This is a genomic window from Siminovitchia sp. FSL H7-0308 (assembly GCF_037980985.1).
Classification (GTDB): domain Bacteria; phylum Bacillota; class Bacilli; order Bacillales; family Bacillaceae_C; genus Siminovitchia; species Siminovitchia thermophila.
This window is the reverse complement of the sequence record NZ_CP150282.1, coordinates 487,003-506,489: the sequence shown is the minus strand read 5'-3', so window position 1 is coordinate 506,489 and position 19,487 is coordinate 487,003. Positions and strand designations below refer to the sequence as shown.

17 protein-coding genes and 1 riboswitch are annotated in these 19,487 nt (G+C 42.5%); of the genes, 3 read left to right on the top strand and 14 right to left on the bottom strand.

Annotation, left to right across the window (positions count from 1 at the left end):
* Nucleotides 1-89 precede the first annotated feature (89 nt).
* From MHB50_RS02385 to MHB50_RS02375, 3 genes are all read left to right on the top strand, one after another.
* Nucleotides 90-917, top strand: coding sequence for a MotA/TolQ/ExbB proton channel family protein (locus tag MHB50_RS02385; protein ID WP_077111612.1), 828 nt, complete (start codon nt 90-92; stop codon nt 915-917).
* Nucleotides 898-1,620 carry an OmpA family protein gene (locus MHB50_RS02380; protein ID WP_339161621.1) on the top strand — a complete coding sequence of 241 codons (723 nt, stop codon included), beginning with the start codon at nt 898-900 and terminating at the stop codon, nt 1,618-1,620. The genes MHB50_RS02385 and MHB50_RS02380 overlap by 20 nt, the downstream gene beginning before the upstream one ends.
* A 638-nt stretch (nt 1,621-2,258) precedes the next feature.
* The gene (locus MHB50_RS02375; RefSeq protein WP_340084803.1) at nt 2,259-3,032 is read left to right on the top strand and encodes a DUF3891 family protein; all 774 of its coding nucleotides are present in this window, start codon (nt 2,259-2,261) and stop codon (nt 3,030-3,032) included.
* 41 nt (nt 3,033-3,073) lie between these two features.
* Here MHB50_RS02375 and MHB50_RS02370 read toward each other — a convergent pair whose 3' ends face one another.
* The 14 genes from MHB50_RS02370 to fliD all read right to left on the bottom strand — a co-directional run bounded on the left by MHB50_RS02370 (nt 3,074) and on the right by fliD (nt 19,473).
* Complete coding sequence (locus MHB50_RS02370) at nt 3,074-4,378, bottom strand: O-acetylhomoserine aminocarboxypropyltransferase/cysteine synthase family protein (RefSeq protein ID WP_340084802.1); 1,305 nt, start codon at nt 4,376-4,378, stop codon at nt 3,074-3,076.
* A gap of 149 nt (nt 4,379-4,527) precedes the next feature.
* Nucleotides 4,528-4,639: riboswitch (SAM riboswitch) on the bottom strand.
* Nucleotides 4,640-4,741: 102 nt separating this feature from the next.
* Nucleotides 4,742-5,335 (bottom strand): redoxin domain-containing protein, encoded by a 594-nt coding sequence (locus MHB50_RS02365; RefSeq protein WP_340084801.1) that lies wholly within the window; start codon nt 5,333-5,335, stop codon nt 4,742-4,744.
* The gene (locus MHB50_RS02360; RefSeq protein WP_340084800.1) at nt 5,328-5,945 is read right to left on the bottom strand and encodes a hypothetical protein; all 618 of its coding nucleotides are present in this window, start codon (nt 5,943-5,945) and stop codon (nt 5,328-5,330) included. Before MHB50_RS02360 ends, MHB50_RS02365 begins: the two co-directional genes overlap by 8 nt.
* A gap of 30 nt (nt 5,946-5,975) precedes the next feature.
* Nucleotides 5,976-7,418, bottom strand: a complete 1,443-nt coding sequence (cls, locus tag MHB50_RS02355) for a cardiolipin synthase (protein WP_339165567.1) — start codon at nt 7,416-7,418, stop codon at nt 5,976-5,978.
* A gap of 497 nt (nt 7,419-7,915) precedes the next feature.
* Nucleotides 7,916-9,322 carry a peptidoglycan DD-metalloendopeptidase family protein gene (locus MHB50_RS02350; RefSeq protein WP_340084799.1) on the bottom strand — a complete coding sequence of 469 codons (1,407 nt, stop codon included), beginning with the start codon at nt 9,320-9,322 and terminating at the stop codon, nt 7,916-7,918.
* 89 nt (nt 9,323-9,411) lie between these two features.
* On the bottom strand, nt 9,412-10,296 hold the full coding sequence (gene ftsX / locus MHB50_RS02345; protein ID WP_077111620.1) for a permease-like cell division protein FtsX: 885 nt from the start codon (nt 10,294-10,296) through the stop codon (nt 9,412-9,414).
* Nucleotides 10,286-10,972 (bottom strand): cell division ATP-binding protein FtsE, encoded by a 687-nt coding sequence (gene ftsE, locus MHB50_RS02340; RefSeq protein ID WP_339161606.1) that lies wholly within the window; start codon nt 10,970-10,972, stop codon nt 10,286-10,288. Before ftsE ends, ftsX begins: the two co-directional genes overlap by 11 nt.
* A gap of 359 nt (nt 10,973-11,331) precedes the next feature.
* A complete protein-coding gene (gene cccB, locus MHB50_RS02335; RefSeq protein ID WP_339161604.1) occupies nt 11,332-11,658 on the bottom strand; it encodes a cytochrome c551 in 327 nt (108 codons plus the stop codon).
* Nucleotides 11,659-11,746: 88 nt separating this feature from the next.
* Nucleotides 11,747-12,845 (bottom strand): peptide chain release factor 2 gene (gene prfB / locus MHB50_RS02330; RefSeq protein WP_139345631.1). Its coding sequence is split into 2 segments (ribosomal slippage): nt 11,747-12,772 and nt 12,774-12,845, totalling 1,098 coding nucleotides; the frame shifts between segments, so codons are not numbered across the junction.
* Nucleotides 12,846-12,878: 33 nt separating this feature from the next.
* Nucleotides 12,879-15,392, bottom strand: a complete 2,514-nt coding sequence (secA, locus tag MHB50_RS02325; RefSeq protein ID WP_077111623.1) for a preprotein translocase subunit SecA — start codon at nt 15,390-15,392, stop codon at nt 12,879-12,881.
* A gap of 652 nt (nt 15,393-16,044) precedes the next feature.
* Nucleotides 16,045-16,593 (bottom strand): ribosome-associated translation inhibitor RaiA, encoded by a 549-nt coding sequence (raiA, locus tag MHB50_RS02320; RefSeq protein ID WP_077111624.1) that lies wholly within the window; start codon nt 16,591-16,593, stop codon nt 16,045-16,047.
* A gap of 108 nt (nt 16,594-16,701) precedes the next feature.
* The gene (locus MHB50_RS02315) at nt 16,702-17,052 is read right to left on the bottom strand and encodes a flagellar protein FliT (RefSeq protein WP_339161597.1); all 351 of its coding nucleotides are present in this window, start codon (nt 17,050-17,052) and stop codon (nt 16,702-16,704) included.
* Entirely contained in the window at nt 17,049-17,456 is a 408-nt protein-coding gene (gene fliS, locus MHB50_RS02310) for a flagellar export chaperone FliS (protein WP_077111626.1), read from the bottom strand. The genes MHB50_RS02315 and fliS overlap by 4 nt, the downstream gene beginning before the upstream one ends.
* A gap of 28 nt (nt 17,457-17,484) precedes the next feature.
* Nucleotides 17,485-19,473, bottom strand: coding sequence for a flagellar filament capping protein FliD (gene fliD / locus MHB50_RS02305; RefSeq protein WP_339161594.1), 1,989 nt, complete (start codon nt 19,471-19,473; stop codon nt 17,485-17,487).
* Nucleotides 19,474-19,487 lie beyond the last annotated feature (14 nt).

Genomic DNA, 19,487 nt, shown 5'->3' with positions numbered 1-19,487 from the left:
ATGATGAATGTGGCGGCTAAATATAACCTTTCCTTGTCCGATAATAGTCGTAGGATGATATTAGTTATTTGGAAGGCTGGTGAATCTTTATGCTCAGAAAAGATGTTTTAACTCCACTAGGCATTATCATAGGAATTGCGGTTATTTTTTTGGCTATTTATATCGCCGGAGGATATGACGCATTTCTGACGTTTATTAGCTTATCTTCATTTGTGATCGTCTTCGGCGGACTGATTGCCTCCCTGTTTGTCGGTTTTGGTGTTTCAGAAGTGAAAAATATGTTCAACGTTCTGCATACAAGTTTTAGGAGAAAAGAAGTACCCATTCAACAATTCATTCATACACTCGTCCGTTTAGCAAGAACTTCTAAAATGGACGGCATGATTGGAGGGCTTGAAAAAGAAAGAGAAAAAACCAGTGATCCTTTTATTCAGAAAGGACTCCGTCTGGTCATTGATGGGTATGAGGAGGATATGATCAGAAAAGTAATGGAGATGGATATTCTTGCGATGCGAAAACGACACGCGCGCGGAAGAAAAATCATTACAAAAGCCGGCGAGCTCTCGCCAGCATGGGGAATGATTGGAACAATTGTCGGCCTGGTTCTCATGCTCCAGCAATTGAATAATCCGGATGAACTAGGGCCGGCCATTGCGGTTGCTTTAATTACAACCTTTTACGGAGTACTCCTGGCCAACCTTGTGTTCATTCCAATTGCCAATAAGCTGGAACTGTTAACGGAAGAAGAGGTCTTTTTAAAAGAAGTGATCATTGAGGCATTGGTCAGCATCCGTAATGAAGAGGGACCGGCCATTTTGAAAGACAAGCTGCAAATGTACTTAATAGAAAGCGCCGAAGGTACCGCACTGCTGGATAAGCTTGAGGGAGACAGGACATATGAACAAAAAGAGATTTAAGGGAACAAAAACGAATCAGGCATGGCTTGTTACCTTTGCAGATTTATCATTAGTAATCCTTATTCTTTTTGTTTTACTGTATTCTTACTCGGATACAAATGCCGAAAAATTTAAATCTGTTACAGACTCATTCCAAAATCACAACAATTTAAAACAAGATTCTGGCGGAGGGGCTCCGGGAGAGGGAGGCACGACTGTTCCGAACGAATACGAAGAACAATTGGCCGATATGATTAAGCGGGAAAAGCGCATTGAGGAAATTTTGGATTATGTAGGCAAGTATGCTTCGGAGCACGGCCTGGAAAATGAAATGACGGTCACGACGACAGATAAAGGCATTGAAGTCGTTTTACCGGAGGTCATGCTTTTTCCATCAGGGAAAGCTGATTTAATAAATGAAGCGAAATTGTTCTTGGATGACATGGCTCCGATGTTATCAGAAATCTCGAATATGATCGAAGTAGAAGGGCATACAGACAACCGCCCCATTTCAACAGAGCGGTTTCCTTCCAACTGGGATTTATCAACAGCGAGAGCCAATCAAGTGGTGCATTATTTGATTGAGAAGCACGGACTTTCCCCTGAACGGCTTAGAACTGTCGGGTACGGGGAATATCATCCTATTGCCTCAAACCAAACAGAAAAAGGAAGAAGCCAAAATCGCCGCGTCGTACTTATTATCACTAATGAAGGAAATGAATAAGCCCATGAAAATGACGGCGGCTGGGACATAAGCAAATACGAAATGGCATAAACCGAACAATTCATTTATAATTGTTCGGTTTATTTGTGTAAAAAAACTCCTATCATCGCTGCGTCAACATATTTCGCTTTCCGCAGGTCTCTTCAGCTTCCTCGGAAAGCAAAGATCGCTTTCCTGCGGGATCTTCAGCTTGAGCTATTCCCGCAGGAGTCTACCTATGTTGACTACGCTAAAAGTTGCGTATGATACACTAGGACAATTTATCCCGCATGTAAGGTGCCGTAAGACTCCCACTTCAAGACCTGAGTTAATATAAAAGGTCTAACTGGGAGATAACGGCACCTAAATGCCCGATTGGTTCAACTAACATTCAGTAGGAGATGGAAGAAAACTCCTACTAAATGAAGTTTCACTGTATTGTTCGTTTTTTCATCAGCTGATTTTGTTGTGTACCAGACTCGTTTTTTACCAGTGGCAGTAATAGGAAAGTTCAAACTTGGCGAACGTATTATAGAAACAGCCGCTTCTTCTCACAGTGGGGTAATATCCATGCATCCTTCATGCCGTTTACGACATACCTGTTTACGGGGCGAAAAAATGTTACCATATAAAGAATGATCATATGAAGGAGGCGCCTCATGATCGTCAGGGACCGTTTGGGTGAATTTGTCATGATCGAACAAGACCATCATGCCCGCATATCAGGTGAAATTTTTTCCTATTGGCAGCCAGAATACTACAGAGGTGTGAAATGGAAAAAGTCGGTTCTGCACGCTGTCGCCAATCATGATTGCGGTTGGAAAATGATTGACCAGCAGCCTTTTTGGAACGACAAAAAACGGGCTCCGTACACGTTTATGGATTTTCCCCCACCTGCCAAAACACTTATATATAGCAGCGGGATAAATGAAGTAGAAAGCCGCGATCCATACGCAGCACTCTTATGCAGTGAACATTATGTGCGTTTTCAACAGCATGATGAAACCCCCGAAGCGAAACAATTTGTTACATCCGAAAAGGCCAGGCAGCATAGGCTGATGACATCCATTACCGACTTTAAGCGGTCTTTGTTCGATTTCCACTATGGACTTCTCCAGCTTTGTGACAATTTATCTTTGTATATTTGTCTCAATGAACCCGGTGTAAACAAAGAAAAAGAATTTCCATTTTTCCGCAAAGGCATTCCCCTGCCGCATACACTTAATGTTTTTTCTAAGGGAGTACTGCATGCACGCTGGCTGGATAGCCATACAATCGGCTTGGATGAATTCCCTTTGAAACAGCCGATTACCGTCAGCTTGAAACAAAAAACAGTTTCCAAAGAAAAGATTTCCAAGCAAGGACTCATCGAAAGCTATTTGGCTACTCCATATGAAACGGTTGGTATTCGGCTAGTGCCTACAGAAAAATAAGGCTGTAAACGCTCGTGACGTTCACAGCCTTATGCAGCATTTTAATTGGATTGCTTTACAGCTTCAACTGCTTTTTCAATCGCTTGCCCCAAGTCGGCTGTAATGTCTTCTACAGCTTCCAATCCAATGGCAAGGCGGATTAATTCTTCCGTTACGCCTGTATCTTTCAATTCTTCGGCGCTTAACTGCTGGTGAGTGGTTGACGCGGGATGAATGATCAGTGATTTTGCATCTCCGACATTTGCCACATGAGACCAAAGCTTAACATTATCAATCGCATTTCTCCCTGCTTCCCTTCCGCCTTTAATGCCAAAATTGACGACGGCGCCAGGGCCTTTTGGCAAGTATTTTTGAGCGAGTTCGTAAGATGGATGGCTTTCAAGACCCGGATAGGAAACCCATTCAACTGCATCATGGTTTTGTAAAAATTCAGCGACTGCTTTGGCATTTTCAACATGTCTTTGAACACGAACGTGCAATGTTTCAAGTCCTTGCAGGAAAATAAAGGCATTGTCCGGGCTTAGGCAAGGTCCAAAGTCACGAAGCAATTGCACGCGAAGTTTAACGGCAAATGCGGCTTCCGGCAAATCAATTCCGTAGCGGATGCCGTGATAACTTCTGTCCGGCTTGATAAAATCCGGGAATTTTTCGTTATTCCAATCGAACTTGCCGGCATCGACGACAACTCCTCCGATCGCTGTTCCGTGTCCACCGATCCATTTTGTGGCTGAATGAACAACGATATCCGCTCCCCACTCGATCGGCCTTAGTAAGTATGGTGTGGCAAACGTGCTGTCCACGATCAATGGAATTCGATGGTTATGGGCCACTTTGGCAACTGCTTCTATATCAAGTACGTGAAGGCTCGGATTTCCGATTACCTCCGCAAAAATTGCTTTCGTTTTTGGCGTGAGCGCTTTACGGAAGTTTTCTGGATCTTTTGGATCGACAAATTTTACATGGATGCCATATTTCGGAAGAGTGGTTGAAAACAGGTTATATGTTCCGCCATATAGATCGGTCGCCGCTACTATTTCATCTCCGGCTCCGGCAATATTCAAGATGGAAAACGCGATAGCCGCCGCTCCAGAAGAAAGAGCAACAGCAGCTGTGCCTCCCTCTAATTCCGCTACTCTTTTTTCAAATACATCCACGGTCGGGTTCATGATTCTTGTATAAATGTTGCCCGGCTCTTCCAAAGCAAACAATTTTTGGGCATGTTCCGTGTTTTTAAAAACATAAGCAGTTGTTCTGTACACGGGAACTGCACGAGATCCTGTTTCATCTGGCTCCTGTCCCCCATGAAGCAATACTGTTTCCGGCTGATAATTTTTTCCTTGTGTCATTTTTTGACACCCTCCTTAAAATGATTTTAAAGCCATCGGAATAATAAGATTTATGGCGATTAAACGTCTCAATCTTGAGAAAAGGGGGAGATTTCGTAAATCAAAAAGCCCCCTTCCGAATAAGAAGAGGGCTGATTTATCTTTTCCTCCCCTTATCTTCCAAGCCATAGTCATGACCTGTAGGAATTAGCACCTTTTCAGAAAAAACTGAAGGTTGCCGGGCATCGCAGGGCCTATTCCCTCCGCCGCTCTTGATAAGAGTAATGCTGATATCATTTAGTTTTTATGTGGTTGTTTTAACTCTTGCATGTAAGTATATACTACCGCTCTATCGCCTGTCAAACATTTTTCAAAAATAAAACATTAATTCATTTCTGAAACAAGTCGTTCCATCATTTCTTGATCCATTGGGCCAATGATTTTTTTGCGGATAATCCCATTTGTATCAATCATATAGGTCGTTGGAATGGTGATCGTCTGATATGTGTTCCCGACATCTCCCTCTTCATCCAAAAGGATCGGAAATGTTAGTTTGTATTCGCTTTTGAATTCTTCCACTTTTGAACGTTTATTGGATACTCGCTCAGCATATGTCAAGTTGACCGCGATAATTTCCACGTTTTGGCTGTTCGCCTTCGTTTCATAATATTGTTGCATGTGAGGCATTTCAGCTTTGCAAGGGGGACACCAAGTAGCCCAAAAATTTAAAATGACTTTCTTTCCCTTGTAATCTGAAAGTCTCTTTTTTTCCCCATTCAATGACGACAGCTCAAAATTTGGAGGTACTTCCCCTTCTTTTAAACCTTCTTTCGCAAAAGTCTTTTCTGCTGCTTGAGAGTTGAATTGCTCTTGAGCCGACTTGATTTCGTTGTTCTCACGTATATCCTTGATGATATTCACAACCACAATCCCCAGCAATAAGCCAATCAGTGCCAGTCCAAATATTCTCTTACTCATCGGCTCTCTTCCTTTCTGTAAGTATGGTTGCGGCTAAAGCGCCACAAACCGCCACGTACGTTGCCATCGGAGCAGATAGCATGTCTCCCTTAAAAGAATAGATGAAGGCTTGGAAACATGTAAATAAGATGAGGAGTTGCAACTGCCAAATGGTTTGTCCCGCTTTTTTCCTTGTCCATAAGAAAAACAGGATCGCTCCCAATATATGGATAGACCCCATTAGTATATGCCGCGCATTCAACAGATAGAACGCAAGTTCATACACAAGGGCCGAAAACAACCATGCCTCCACGAGCAGGCTACTGTTTAGCCTGTTTCGCAGCACTTTTACACACAGATAAATAAATGCCCCGGCCATGCCTAATGCATAGCCTTTCCAGCCACCATTAAAATATAGGATCATCAGCGGATTCTTGATCACAGTTGAAAATTGAAAAAGGATGACGCTTAGCTTCCATATAAGAAAAAATATAAAAAATGCATTGCCCATATCATCTGCCACTACTTTTTTTCTTTGAATGACAAAGTAAAGAGATGTAAGCAAAAACGCTGCGCCAATGGCTGCCCAAGATGCAGGAAAAGAGAGAGGGCCGATCGTATACCACTTCAAAACAATTACCCCATTTTTCTTTCAGAAATATTAAAGAACTGGTGACAATAAACGGGAAATCGACTCTTTGAATCGTATAAAAAGCGGCCTTTCTAAATATTCTTTGTAGGTGAGCTCCCGTGACAGTTCGACATCCTTTTTAAAAATATCAACGAGTTTTTCAACAACTGCGTCATCATATAAAAAAGCGTTCACTTCAAAATTGAGACGAAAACTGCGTACATCGATATTGGCCGTTCCCACTGTGGCAATTTTACCATCCGCGATTAATGTTTTTGCATGAATAAAGCCATTTTCATAAATATATACTTTTGCGCCCGTTTTTAACATTTCTCCAACATTGGAATACGTCGCCCAGTACACAAATGGATGGTCAGGCTTATTCGGAATCATCAATCTTACATCTACACCAGACAATACAGCAATTTTTAATGCGTCCAATACACTCGCATCCGGGATAAAATAGGGAGTTTGTATATAAATATAATCTTTGGCAGAGTTGATCATTTTGATATATCCATACTTAATCTGCTCCCATTCGGAATCCGGACCGCTTGAAACAATTTGGACATCCGTATCCCCAATAGAATTTATCTCGGGGAACAGTCTGTCTTCATAACTGATTTTACTGGAAGACGCTTGGTTCCAATCCAGAATAAAACGTGTTTGCATGGCAAACACAGCCTTCCCAAAAATCCGCAAATGAGTGTCCCGCCAGTAGCCAAACTTTTGATTTAACCCCAAATATTCATCTCCGATGTTAAAGCCGCCTATATAGCCAACCTTTCCATCAATGATTGCCAACTTCCTATGATTACGATAATTCACCTGCAAGTTAAGATGAGGGATAATCGCAGGGAAAAAAGCACTCACTTTTCCGCCGGCTTCAATCAGCGGACGAAAAAACTTCCTCGGTAGTCGCCTTGAACCCATGGCGTCATAAAGAACACGTACCTCCACACCTTCTTTTGCTTTCGACACCAACAAGGATAAAAGCTTATTCCCCAGATCATCGCTGCGCATAATATAGTATACGAGATGAACATGGTCCTTGGCAGATCTTATATCATCCATTAACGCCTCAAACTTTTCATTGCCATCCGTAAAAATATCGACATGATTATCTTGTGTCAGCACTGCACTGTCGTTGACGAGCAGCATATAGATCAAGTCTTTATACTGAGCCGCTTTATTGCCATGAAATGGAAAATTCCCTGAACGAAGCAACTGAATTTGATTCTCCGTTATTTCCATAATCCCGATTTTATTCTGATCTTTCCAATCAAATATTTTTTTTCGGCTTAAATTTTGCCCAAAAATCAAATACAGGACAAAGCCGACAACCGGTATAAAAAACAATACCAAAAGCCATGCCCACGTTGCCCCCGCATCCCTTCTTTCGAGAAAAACAACAAAGCCTGCGAGCACAATATTTAAGATAAGAAAAATACTAATGATGCCTGTAGTAACCATTGCCCACGTCATAGTTTCGCCCCTCGCATCTTTCATTTAGATACATCGAACAAACTGAATTTATTTTACCACATTATTTCCTTCTCCACATATAATTGACGGCCTCGATGCGTTTCACATTGGTCGAGAACCACTTTCAAATGGAGAATTTTGCTTTATACGCGGGTATTTTGCTTTATACGCGGGTATTTTGCTTTATACGCGGGTATTTTGCTTTATACGCGGGTATTTTGCTTTATACGCGGGTATTTTGCTTTATACGCGGGTATTTTGCTTTATACGCGGGTATTTTGCTTTATACGCGGGTATTTTGCTTTATACGCGGGTATTTTGCTTTATACGCGGGTATTTTGCTTTATACGCGGGTATTTTGCTTTATACGCGGGTATTTTGCTTTATACGCGGGTAGGCGATGCTCCACGCACGCAAAATGCGTGCGGGAGCATCGCCTAAACCAGAAAGCGCCGCATCCCGGCGGATGCGGCGCTTTTCCCTTATTAGTTAATATATTGTCTTGGGTTTACTGCATTTGATTTTGCCACGTTCCAGCTGCCTACATGGATTTCAAAATGCAAATGTTGCCCGTTTGAATCTCCAGTATTGCCCATATATCCAATGACTTGGCCTTTTTTGACCGATTGGCCACTGCCTACTTTACGGCTGTCCTCTCTCATATGGGCATATACGGTTGTATAAGTTTGGCCATTCATTCGGTGTGTGATATAAATAACTTCGCCGTAACTGCTGGAGAATTCGGATCGAAAGACGACTCCATCAGCTGCCGCCACAATTGGCACTGTTCCACCCGCTGCGATGTCAAGCCCGTAATGGAATCCGCCACTGCGTGGCCCGTATCCGGATGAAAATCTGCCTGCGGCAGGTCTTGTGAACATTCCTGAAGATACAGGCGGTGCTCCTACGCTGGGACCAGAGTTGCTTGGAGGTGAATACTGCTTTTTGGGAGCAGCCGGTGCACCCTTGCTTCCTCCAGCGGAAGGACGGCTTTGCGGAGCCTGCTTGGATTGTTGAGATTGTTTGGATTGTTGGGCTTGTTCCGCTTGTTTAGCCGCAGCAGCTGCCGCAGCCGCCTCTGCTGCCTCACGCTCTTTTCTTTCTTGTTCTATTCTCGCATTTTCCGCCTTGATCGCTTCTTGAATCGCGGCATTTTGCGCGCTTAGGATTCTCTCTTCTTCTTCCAAAGAGAGTTTTTCAGTCTCGGCATGTTGTTTCTCGGCTTCGAGCTGTTTTACCGCTTCAGCCTTCTGGGCTTTTTGTGAATCCAAGCCCGCTTTTAACTCTTCGAGTTCCTTTAGCATGTTGTTAAGATCGGCAAGCTTCTGTTCCACTTTTATTTTATTTTCTTCGAGCTTATCTTTATCGCGTTGCTGCTCCTCCATGATTTCCCTATCGGCACTTACGATAGTGGATACCGCCGAGAAGCGGTCAATAAAGTCTCCGAAGCTTTCAGATCCTAAAAACACGTCAATATAATTGACTGAGCCGCCATTTTGTTGAATGTTCCGGGCTCTTTCTTTTAAAAGCTCGTCCCGTTTTTCAATTTTTAATTTTAATTCTTCAATTTCTGCTTTGAGCTTTTCAATTTCTGCTTTCGTGTCAGCAATTTGCTTTTCTTTTTGTCCAATTTTATCGCTCGTGGCGGTGATATCCCGCTCGAGCTTTTCCACCTGCAACTCAAGCCCGCTTTTTTCGCTTTCAAGCTTGTTTATTTGGTTGTTCTTTTTTTCTATGGATTCATTAACATTGGACCGCTTGTTGACAATTTCATTTTGTTCATTTTGCAAATCTGATAGTTTTGAAGCTGAAGCATCCCCTATGTAAGCAAATGAACTCCCAAACCCGATTATTCCTGCCAATGTATAAGTTACAATTGAACGCTGTTTCAACAAAAAGTTCCCCTTTCTCCCAAGCACTGTTTCTCTATTGATGAAGTGGTTTTAATCTTGTTCACGAGGGTATCGTATCTATGGATACTTTATACTTTCAAAAAGCGTCTGACTGATATGAAACTGCCCCAACCCCCAATAATGACTCCTATTAATAGAATAATCGCGCTTACTTGAAATACGAACGGGCTATAGTCAAGCGGCTTGATCACTGAACTCGGAATGCGTGCCGCAAGAAAATCGTATGCGTAATAATATCCCGATGTAACAGCAATAATTGGGATAATTGCTCCGATAAAACCAAGCCACATCCCTTCCAGCAAAAATGGCCATCTGATAAACCAGTTTGTAGCGCCGACGAGTTTCATAATCTCAATTTCCCGGCGTCTTGCAAAAATGGTAATTTTGATCGTGTTGGAAATTAAGAACATAGCCGTAAACAACAAGCCAATAATTAAAACAAGCCCGACATTTCTGCTTGTCTTCAACGTGTTGAACAGCTTTTCAACTTTCTTTTCACCATAAACAGCTGAATTGACGAATTCAAACGTGCCGATTTCTTTGGCGACTGCCGGAGTGTCTGTCGGTTTTTTCGTTTTGACGATAAACACGTCATGCAACGGGTTTTCCTGTTCGTATAATTCCCAGTCTTTTCCCATTGTCTTGATCAAGTGGGTCAATTCATCTTCTTTTGAAGAAAAGGTGACAGACTCTACCTTATCCAGGCTCTCTATCTTTTGCTTCAACTTTTCTTGATCTTCTTTTTTCGCTGTTAATTCGATATGCGTCCTGATTTCAACATCGTTCTCAATGTCAGTCGCAAATTTGTTCATGTTCATCATGATCACAAAAAAAACACCGACCAAGAGCAATGTAACAGTTACGGCACTAGCGGAAGCAAAGGTCATCCAGCCATTACGGCGCAGACTTTTGAAGCTTTCACCAAGATGGCGCCGGAATGTTCTAGCTTTCATACCCATATTCCCCCTGCTGTTCATCACGAACAACTCTTCCATTTTCAATGGCAATCACGCGATGTTTCATTGTATTGACGATTTCACGGTTATGAGTCGCCATTATGACCGTTGTTCCTTGAGTATTAATTTCATCTAACAAACTCATAATTTCCCAAGATGTTTCTGGATCCAAGTTTCCTGTTGGTTCATCGGCAATCACAACTTTAGGCTTATTCACAATCGATCTTGCAATAGATACACGCTGCTGTTCCCCACCGGAAAGCTCGGATGGGAGCATGCGTACTTTATGTTTCAACCCTACAAGCGCCAACACTTCCATGACTCTCGCTTTTATGGCTTTCGGATGGTGTTCGATCACTTCCAGGGCAAAAGCAACATTCTCAAATACTGTCAATGTAGGCAGAAGTTTAAAGTCTTGGAAAACGACCCCAACATTCCGCCGCAAATGCGGAATTTCTCTATTTTTTAAGCTCGATAAGTTAAATCCGTTTACTATTATTTTACCAGTAGTCGGTTTTTCCTCACGGTAAATCATTTTGATAAAGGTTGTTTTGCCTGCTCCGCTCGGACCAACCACAAATACAAATTCGCCTTGATTGATCAGAATGTTCAAGCCATTGGCTGCCATAATTCCGTTGGGATATTTCTTTGTCACATCTTGCATTTCTATCATACTAATCACCTTGCTCCCCATTCTGCATCAATGGTGTACTGCGCACTAAGCAACAGATTAAGGGTTTGCCCCTTTCAATTTCTGCAATTTATGTACGACAAGCGGGTTTAAAAAACACGTCAAATAATATCGAAATTTAATCCCAAACCCATTATAACATCCGTAAATTATAAGTTAAGATATATTTATATTACATTTATGTTTCAAATTGTCATATTCTGTAACACGAGACATAATCTGAAATACCTATTTCTTCCATAATTTCATTAAAAATCAAGAAGATTTTCTCGGGACTTTCAGCCCATCCCAAAAAAGAACAAGCTGCCAAATAGTGCAGCTTGTCATTTCGTTTATTTTTGTTATTTTTTCTCTGCTAACCAAGTAGCTACTTTGTCAGCATCATCACCGGAAATAATGTTTTCCGGCATGCCTGCCGCCCCATTTTTAATTGTTTTAAGGATATCATCTTTACTTAACCGTGATCCAACATCAGCTAATTTAGGGCCGCTAACTCCCTCCAAATTTTCTCCATGACAGCTGGCACAATTTTGCGCATAGATTTTTTCTGCACCCGCGGATGTTGTTTCACCGCCGTCTTTTTTGTCGTTGTCTCCGCCTCCGCCACATGCGGCCAGACCTATTACAAGGCCGGCTCCCGCGATGAAAGCCATCATTTTCCTCTTCAAGATCACACATCTCCTTTATCAAAATGGTGCTCCTTTAGTATACCAATAAATGATTTTTTTTAAACTTAAAAGCCCTCATAATTAATGTTTACAGGCGGGATCTTAAATATCCGTTAATAAAAATGTCAATATCTCCATCTGTCACCGCCTGCACGTTTCCCACTTCAATATTAGTGCGATGGTCTTTTACCATGGAATAGGGATGGAACACATATGAACGGATTTGACTTCCCCAGCCAATTTCTTTTTGTTCCCCGCGAATGTCAGCCATTTCTTTTTCCTTTTGCTCAATTTCTCGCTGGTATAACTTTGCTTTTAACATTTTCATGGCTTTTTCGCGGTTTTTGATTTGTGAACGCTCATTTTGGCATGTGACTACAGTTCCCGTTGGCAGGTGAGTAATCCGGACGGCGGAATCTGTTGTGTTGACATGTTGGCCGCCGGCTCCACTTGACCGGTACGTATCGATTTTAAGATCCTCGGATTTGATTTCAATTTCAATATCATCGGTAAATTCGGGCATCACTTCACATGATACGAACGAAGTGTGCCTTCTTCCGGAAGAATCGAAAGGTGAAATGCGGACAAGCCGATGGACTCCTTTTTCCGCCTTTAAATAGCCGTAAGCATTATGGCCTTTTATTAAAAGTGTAACACTTTTAATGCCAGCCTCATCCCCAGGCAAGTAATCAAGTGTTTCCACCTTGAACCCGTGCTTTTCCGCCCAACGGGTATACATGCGAAGCAGGATTGAGCCCCAGTCCTGGGACTCTGTTCCTCCCGCACCTGGATGCAGTTCCAGTATTGCGTTATTTTTATCATACGGTTCGCTTAAAAGGAGTTGCAATTCATAGTTGTCGAGCTTGGAAATCAACCCTTTCACATCGTTCTCAAGTTCCGTTTCAAGCTCGGCGTCTCCTTCCTCTTTAACAAGCTCATAAGTAATTTCCAAATCCTCTTGGCTTTCCTGCAGCTCTTTAAATTCCCCGACGAGATCCTTTAAAGCATTCATTTCATTAATAACAGCTTGCGCTGCCGATTGGTCGTCCCAAAAATCCGGAGCAGCCATCTTCTCTTCCAACTCGGCAATTCTTGCTTCTTTTGCCTCTAAGTCAAAGAGACCCCCTAAAATCAGCGAGTCTCTTCGCTGTATTTTCCAACTCGGATCGAACTTCAAATAGCTCCATCTTTTACACCTCTGCTATATCTTGGATTGTTTGTTATGCCAGTCTGCCGTGACAATGTTTGTATTTTTTGCCTGATCCGCATGGACAAGGGGCGTTACGCCCAACACTTTCTTTCCGGCGGACCGGCTTTCTTTTCGCTTTTCCACCGTCTTCCTTCGGGTTGACCGCCTGGCCTTTTGCCACTTCTTCACGCTGTAAATTGCTGCGGATTTCAGCTTTCATTATATATTTTGCAACATCTTCCTCGATTGATACGATCATGTTTTCAAACATTTGGAAGCCTTCGTTTTGATATTCGCGAAGCGGATCAATTTGTCCATATGCCCGCAAATGGATTCCTTGGCGCAGTTGATCCATCGCGTCGATATGGTCGATCCATTTCGTGTCAACTGAACGGAGAAGAATGACCTTTTCAAACTCCCGCATCTGTTCGGGCGTAAGTGTCTCTTCTTTTTCATCATAACGCGCCTTGACTTTTTCAATAATCAAGTCCACCATTTCCTCAGGTTCCTTGCCCCTTAAGTCAGTAGCGGTTATGTCACCTTCTGGTAAAAGGTTGGCGGAAACATAGTCGACAATACCTTCCAAGTTCCATTGTTCTTCTTCTTCGTGTTGCGGCGTATTAGCTTCAACGGCACGCTTTACGACCGATTGAATCATATTTTCCACAATTTCACGAAGATCCTCTGCTTCCATTACTTCATTCCGCTGTTTATAAATGATTTCCCGCTGCTGGCGAAGGACATCATCGTATTGCAGTAGTTGTTTACGGGCATCAAAGTTATTCCCTTCTACCCGTTTTTGTGCCGATTCTACCGCCCTTGTCACCATTTTGCTCTGGATCGGTTCGGAATCGTCCATGCCAAGCCTTTCCATCATATTTTTCAAATTATCGGATCCGAAGCGGCGCATCAATTCATCTTCCATGGAAAGATAAAACTGTGTAACACCAGGATCTCCCTGACGTCCCGAACGCCCGCGGAGCTGGTTGTCAATCCGACGTGATTCGTGGCGTTCAGTACCGATAACAGCAAGGCCGCCTACTTCAAGCACGCCCTCGCCCAGCTTAATATCGGTACCCCGTCCAGCCATGTTGGTCGCAATCGTAACGGCTCCTTTTTGGCCGGCCTGGGTAATAATTTCGGCTTCGCGTTCATGATTTTTCGCATTCAAGACATTATGGGGGATTCCTTTTTTCTTTAATAGCGAACTAATCAGTTCGGATGTTTCAATTGCAACTGTACCAACCAGGACAGGCTGCCCCTTCTGATGACGTTCCGCTATATCTTCTACAACCGCGCGGAATTTGCCTTGCATCGATGCATAAATCAGGTCGGGCCGATCGTCCCGAATGATGGGTTTATTCGTGGGAATGGCCACAACACGCATATTGTAAATATTGCGGAATTCTTCTTCTTCCGTTTTGGCCGTACCAGTCATACCTGCAAGCTTGTCATACATTCTAAAATAGTTCTGGAATGTGATCGTGGCCATTGTCATCGATTCATTTTGAATATCGACGCCTTCTTTTGCTTCAATTGCTTGATGCAACCCATCACTGAAGCGGCGCCCTTTCATGAGTCGCCCCGTAAATTGGTCAACGATGACAATTTCTCCGTCCTGCACGACGTAATCAATATCCCTATGCATGCTTACATGTGCTTTTAACGCCTGGTTAATATGGTGGTTTAACGTAACATGGGATATATCGAACAAATTGTCGATATGAAAAGCGCGTTCCGCTTTATTAATACCTTCTTCCGTCAACTGGACGCCTTTTGTCTTCTCATCATACGTATAATCAATGTCTTTTTTAAGCGTATTGACAAAGGCATTTGCCTGTAAATATAATTGCGTTGATTTCTTGGCTTGCCCTGAAATAATGAGAGGTGTTCTCGCTTCATCAATCAAAATAGAGTCGACCTCGTCAATGACGGCAAAATGAAGAGATCTCTGCACGCGGTCTTCCGGGTACAACACCATATTGTCGCGCAAATAATCGAAGCCAAATTCGTTGTTTGTACCGTACGTAATATCCGCCGCATACGCTTCTTTTTTCTCGGCCTTCGACATGCTGTTCAGGTTGAGTCCGACCGTCAAACCGAGAAACTCATACAACTGCCCCATTTCCTCAGCGTCCCTGCTGGCCAAATATTCATTCACCGTCACGACATGAACGCCTTTACCAGTCAAGGCATTTAAATAAACGGGCATCGTTGCAGTCAGTGTTTTACCTTCCCCCGTCTTCATCTCGGCAATATTGCCTTCATGAAGGGTGACACCACCCATCAATTGAACGGGATAAGGATACAGTCCAAGGACACGGCGGGCACCTTCGCGAACCACCGCGAATGCTTCCACGAGCAAGGAATCGAGTGATTCACGGCTTAAATAGCGTGATTTAAATTCCTCTGTTTTTGCCCGGAGCTCATCGTCAGATTTTTTCTCCATCTCGGAACCGAGCCTTTTAATTTCAGTTGCTATTTTATCAAGCCGCCGTAATTCACGCGTATTTGAATCAAACAGTTTTGCTAAAAAAGCTGCCATACATAACTCTCCCTTGTTTAAAAATACGGGCGAAAAATCTATATACACTAAAATGAATTATATACTCACTTCATTCATTTATCATACCATTAACGACCATTTGCTGACAATAAGGCCGTGTGTGAACCTTCATTAACTGTAAATAACAAATCATTTTTTCTTTATAGTAAAACCTATTTTCTTCGTCACGTGAAGTGAATGGAACTTTTCTTGTCTCAATAATACTTATTTTAGAGCTAATTTATAAAGACCATATTCCAGCAGCGTTTAACCGCTTCACATGCGAAACCGTTGACTCTTAGTATCATACACAACTTCTGTATTGCCATCCTAATTTGTTTAGCAAGACCGCTGGCTCATTCGTTTTGCCTGATGAGATTTGTATTGCTCAGACTAAATAAAGGTTTGCCTGATGAGGTTCGTATTGCTCAGACTAAATAAAGGTTTGCCTGATGAGGTTCGTATTGCTCAGACTAAATAAAGGTTTGCCTCGAGCTTCCTTCAGATTCCGCGTCGCCATGGACATCCTTGCGTTAGACTAACCACTACTTCTGCCCTTCACGGCCAGGGACTTGCACCCTATAAACTGCGCCCATGGTGGGCGAACCAAAAGAGCACGCAACCAAAAAGGCGCGTGCTCTCTTTATCTACATCAGTTTGTTTCGATTAAACCATATTTTCCGTCTTTCCGTCGATAAACAATATTCGTTCCGTTTGTTTCCGCATCCGTATAGATGAAAAAGTTGTGCCCAAGCATGTTCATTTGAAGAACCGCTTCTTCGCTGTCCATCGGTTTTAAATCAAAACGTTTTGTACGAACAATTTGTAACTCATCTTCTTCCTCTGAAGAAGCACCATTAATACCTGTTGCGAACAATTGCTCAATATTGCCCTTTTCACGGAACTTGCGATTTACTTTTGTTTTATGTTTCCGAATTTGGCGTTCGAGCTTATCGACAATTAAGTCGATGGCGGCATACATGTCATCATTTACTTCTTCTGCCCTCAACACCAATTGTGGAAGGGGAATCGTTATTTCAACTTTTGATTTTTTATCAGCGTTTACTTTTAAATTAACATGTACATTCGCTTCAGGAGTTTCAATAAAATATCTCTCTAGTTTGCCTACCTTCTTTTCTACGTGGTCTCGAATCGCCTCAGTAACCTGGATGTTTTCTCCACGAATCTGGTACTTAAGCATAAAAACTCCTCCTTTAAAGGCTATATGTATATACTTCTATATCATATCCCTTATTCCTGCCTTACACCGCCAAAAATTTTGTCGAATTTATGAGTAATAAGGTAACGATTATAGACGTTTATCATAAAAAGCCCCGTCAAGCTGGCTCGCGGACCCGTAAGGATTGGCATATCGCGATGCAGAAGTTTTTTTCAATTCTAGCTCATTTAATTCCCGTAGAATATGACTATTGACACTCTCCAATAAAAATGACAACTCGTTGTTAAGATCGACCAGCTTCTTCCCGGCTATTATGTCTTCTTCGGAAAAAGGAGGTTTTATTTGCGGCAGCAGATTCTCACGCCTGGTAAGCGTCTCTTCAATTTTATGTATCAAGCGATCACGCTCTGTGGAATTGGGATGACGGAGAATCACCAACAATTCCTCAGTAAGACGAAGGCATTCCTGGACAGCACTCATGGCATGGTCCTTTTTGATGGAGAGTGCTGTTGCTTTCTGTTAATTTGAAGGGCTTCTTTCCAGACATCGCGAAATTCCGTTATGATATCTTCTGCTTCTTTTAATAATTCCAAATCTTGATGAATATTTGCTTCAAGCAAACGCCTGTTCACATATTCATACAATGGCATCATCTCTTTTGCCAGGCCGATTTCCATATTTAACGTAGCCATCAGTTCAGCTATAATGTTTTGCGCTTTTTGAATATTTCTGTTGCGGTCCTCAATCTGATTTTCTGTAATTGCAATTTTCGCAAGGCCGATAAATTTCAAGCAGCCGTTATACAACATTAGCGTCAACTCTCCGGGAGGTGCCGTCGTGACAGAATTCGTCTGATACGTCTCATACGGATTCCTGCTCGCCATTTTTTCTCCCTCCATTCCTCATCATTCATCACATTCCAAATTGCTGCATTAAGTACATCGCCTGATTGTTCGACTGCAGAATTGATCTTTCCATTGCCGAAAATTGTCGCCACAACCTGTCTTCTACCATCTTAAGTCGCTTTTCAAACCTGTCGATGTTTTTATCAACTTCAATCAGCTCCTTGCCGATTGCAAATTGCTTATTCATTGAAGTCGCCCTGCCGGCTTTCGTCTGGATTCTTTTGATTGTTTGATCGACGGTATCATATAACTTGTTGACGATTCCCTTGTCGGAATCCGATGTTCCCGGACCGCGGAACAAGTTTTCTACAGCTTCCGGATCCTTCTCCACCGCTTCCTTTAATTTCGCTTCGTTAATTTCAAGCTTTCCGCCATCGCGATAATTGAATGTTGTTGTAATGCCAATCGCCGTCAATTGTTTGAAAGTCCCATTCGTTTCTACTGAACTATACATATCGAGGCGCATTTGGGAAAGAGCAGCGGTTAAGGTTGGGTCGCTCTTCAAGAGACCGCTTCTTGCCATTTCCTCCCACTTTTCCTGTTGCTTTTCCGTGAGCTTATCTCGCTCTTCATCGTCGGTTAGCGGCGTATATTTTCGATAACGCTCTTCGGTTAATTTATCGTTTATCTTGCCAATTAATTCATTATATTCATTGACAAAGCTTTTGATTGTTTCAACTACTGTATTCGTATCATTTGAAACCGCAACAGAAACGGGGTCTGTAAATGTCTGCTTTAAAGTAAACGTGACTCCGTTCATCGAAAAAGTGTTGGATTGGCGTTCTGTTGTTAAGCCGTTGACGGTAAATACTGCATTTTGTCCGCGTGATTCCGTCGTTCCTGAAAATTTCAAAACATCCGTGAGAAATTGGCCGGACAAGATGATTCCATCTCCGCCATTGTTAAAATCTCCGGTTTCTTTTCTCGTTAATGTCATTTGATCTTTAAATGAATCATAGAACATCGTAACCCCTGCTGAAGACTCATTTACCTTTTTTATGACGCCATTCATTGATTCATTTCCAGCAAAAAATATCCGTTCTTCCACTTTCCCTGTTGCTTGATGGGACCCAATAGTAAAACTTGAATAATTTTGTTTGAATGTGGCTGTTAGCTCTGATCCTTCAGCAAGCGGATCGTTAAACTGGATTTCGCCCGACAGCACATGAACTTTGCCAATGCCTCCAAGGTCGGCAAACCCCGCATCATCGACGGAAGCCGGATCCATTGTATAAGCCGTGCCATCTATCGTGACCGTAAGCTCCGAAATCGCTCCTTTTCCCAATCTCCAATTGGATTGTTCGGCACTCGCCGTATGGGAGATCGTTTTTTCGGCAATGGCATAGTCAACTCTTACACTACTGCCTTTTGGCAAGCTTTCTCCAAATGAAAGCGTTCCTGCACCGACATCATATAAAACCTGTCCTTTTTCGGGAACTCCAGATGTCACTACTTCATAAACTTTTCCGTTCACTTTCACGTTTAGCTCATTATTGCTAATCGAAGCGCCATTTAATTCCAAGTCAATCGGTGTATTTCCATCTGGTGTCTTTAAGTACTTCGTTTCTACAACACCCTGGTTCCATGTCAAGTCCGGAAGAACAGTTTGAGACTGGCTCCATAAATTTTGGGTTAGATCTATTTTTTCTCCATCAGATGTTATTTTGTTTCCGATTCTATAGGCCGCTTTTGCCAATTGACTGACGCTCTCAATTGAATAGGAAGTCTTTGCCGCTCCACTCGCTACAGTTGCCGTCACTTTTGCTTCATCTGATGTCGATATCGTTCTTGCCTGGTAATTGCTTGAAAATTGAAGGTCTGTTAAACGTTTACGAAATCCAAGCATTAACGTATTGATCGAACGAAAATCATCACGCTGCCATTCTAAAATTTGCTTTTTCTGTTTTAACTTATCTAGTGGCATCCGGTTGACCTTCATCAAGTCATTTACCATCTTATCGATGTCCATACCACTTACCAAACCGCTGACTCTCATTTGAAACCACTTCC